Origin of the sequence: uncultured Campylobacter sp. (assembly GCF_938030685.1) — a bacterium.
GTDB lineage: Bacteria > Campylobacterota > Campylobacteria > Campylobacterales > Campylobacteraceae > Campylobacter_B.
The window spans coordinates 1-2,547 of record NZ_CALHHX010000134.1 but is presented as its reverse complement, the minus strand read 5'-3'; the positions used below and the strand labels follow the sequence as shown (position 1 = coordinate 2,547).

1 protein-coding gene is annotated in these 2,547 nt (G+C 48.1%); it reads right to left on the bottom strand.

Annotation, left to right across the window (positions count from 1 at the left end; all coding sequences use genetic code 11):
- Positions 1 to 536: 536 nt before the first annotated feature.
- The gene (locus Q0369_RS06275) at positions 537 to 1,976 is read right to left on the bottom strand and encodes a DUF4139 domain-containing protein (protein WP_298097467.1); all 1,440 of its coding nucleotides are present in this window, start codon (positions 1,974 to 1,976) and stop codon (positions 537 to 539) included.
- Positions 1,977 to 2,547: the final 571 nt, after the last annotated feature.

Sequence of the window (2,547 nt, the reverse complement as noted above, 5' to 3'; positions counted from 1 at the left end):
AATTCTATTCTCTTTTAGACAATATCCCTTTTGATATTTGTAATAGCTAAAAATAGTAACTACGCAGGAGCCTTGCGAAGTGGAGTAATCCGGCACGATGCGGATAAACACGGCGCAGAAAAGTAGTGCCGCGGCTAGGATTTTAAATTTAAGTTTGCGAAATTTCATTACGATCCTTTAGGCGCCGCCAGTGAAACAAACCGCACACCTCGCCGCTCCGTTAAATTTATACCTTCGCTCCGCATTCATCGCCCCGACCTTTTTAAATTTGAGATAAGCTTTAGCGACGCTCAAAGTTTTTCTACCCGCGCCAAAACCCCTTTGCATCGCTAAATTTCATATCTCGCACTACCAAATTTTAAATCGCCGCAACATTTAAATTTTTGGTTCTCGCAGCGCTTAAATTTTACTCGGCGCGGCGCCAAAAATTTCAGATAAGCTCTAAAGCCGCGCCTTGGTTTTACGCCCGCAAAATTTAATCGCACCGCAAAAGCTACTCCGCTGCGTAAAATTTAATCGTGCCGCGCCAAAGCTCGTTATCTCTTCGGCTTGCTTAGCTCATAGCCGAAGCGGATCTTTTTGCTCTCGCCCGGCTTTAGCTCGAAGTCCCAGCTAAGTAGTCCGTCCTTGCCGAGGCTGCTCTGCTCGGGCGAGTTTTTCAGCGCGACCTTTACGTCCTCATGCGTCGAAACGGGCGCTCGCTCTTGCAAAACCATGTTCCACGCGCGCTTGGAGCCGTTTTTGATCTCGTAATCCCAAGCCATGGAATTTTTACTTTCGCCGCCGAAAAAGGAGTTTTTCGTGAAGTTGTTCGCCTGCTCTTTTTTGACTTCGATCAGGCTATTTTTACCCAGATACGCCGTAGCCTCCGCGTTTGCGGCAAAGCCTAGATGCACGAGCCCGATCTGCACGCCGTCGAGCTTTATTAACGTTTCGCTCTCCTCTATGTTTCTTTCGGGGATAAATTTAGCCCGCACGTAGGCCGCCTCGCTGCCGTAGCCGTCGATGAGCAGATCAAATTTCGCATCCAGACTCTGTTTATCGAAGCTAAACTCGCCCGCCTCGCCCGCCTTAAGGCTTACGCCGCTAATTTTCCACACCTTTGAGAGCGAGCTTTCGATATTCGAGCCCGTCCTTGCATACGACGATCTAGCCTCCGCCGCAGGCGCCCTCTGCATATCCGCCGCTTCTTCTAGCATCACGTCCTTTTTATAAGCCGCCGCGGGCTCAGGTTCCATAGGCTCGCCCTCATACCACGGGTAAAACGGCTGCGGCGCGGTCTGCGAGGAGTATTCGTAAGGATACAGCGCGATCGTCAAATTTGCTAGCTCGGCGTTTAGCGGATTTTGCACCGAGAGTTTTTGCGCGACCTCGATTTTACCACTTACAAGATCGGCAGAGAGCTCGTTGTGCGTGTAGGCGCTTACGTCAACGGGGTAATTGATCTTAACGAAGCTCGGATCGCAGCCAAAGTTCGCGTTTAAGCGGCGTTCGTTCTTGATCCGGTATTTTGAAATTTTCTCTTTGAGCTTTCCGATTTGCTCGTCCGTCTTTGAAATTTCGCCCGCTACGAGCAAGACCTCGTCGTAAATTTTTTGCGAATCCGCCTTTAAGCTTGTCAGGCTTCTATCTTTTAAGCTCGCAAAATCGCTTAAAAAGCGCTGCTGCGCCTTAAGTGCGACCAGGCGGTCGCTTAGCTCGCGCAAGCTCTTTTCGTCCGCCTCTTTTTTGGCGAATTCCGCGTTTTTCACGGGCTCGCTCTCCTCCAAAGACAATTCGCGCACTTCGCAAGAGCCCACAATCTCGATGCTGCGGATATCCAAGTACTCCGGTACGTTCACGCTGAAGTTTGATTTTTGCGCGCCAAAGTTTTGGTACAAGAAGGCGGAGTTCGCGTAGATCTCAAGGCTATTTTCCTGCGCGCTCAAATTTACGGCAAGCGCCGCAGCTGCGCTTAAAAGAACTATTTTTTTCATTTTTACTCCTTAAAAATTTTACGTAATTGTAACGATAAATTTTGATTTTTATGCTTAAAATTCGGAACGAATTTTAAAATTCCGGCCCCGCCGCCCGCTTTGAAATTTCAAAATTTCGCCGCCGCAAAAACTCCGCCGCAGAGGCTAAAATTTTATCGCTGCTAGTGCCTGCAAATACTTTCACTATCGCGACCAAACCGATAAAATTTTAAATTTAAGAAGCTTCTATATTTAAGGACAAGCTGTGCTCGTCTGCGAAGTTAAACCGATAAATTTTAAAATTTTACGCAGTAAAATTTCTGAAACTTTAGGCGAGCGAAGCAATGCGAAGGAAGCGCGGGGCGCTTTCTGGCCTTCGCGAGAAATAGTGAAGCTCCTCATCGCAGCGGCGGCTTAGCTGTCACGCGAAGTTAAACCGATAAAAATACAGGCGTTAGCCTGCCGTAACTTTAGCGGGGTGCGGGGTAGAGCTCCACTCGCAGGCTCGGACTTTATTCGAACTGAGAAGTAAAACCGATAAATTTTAAAATTTTACGCAGTAAAATTTCTGTAACTTTAGGTGGGTCGAGGG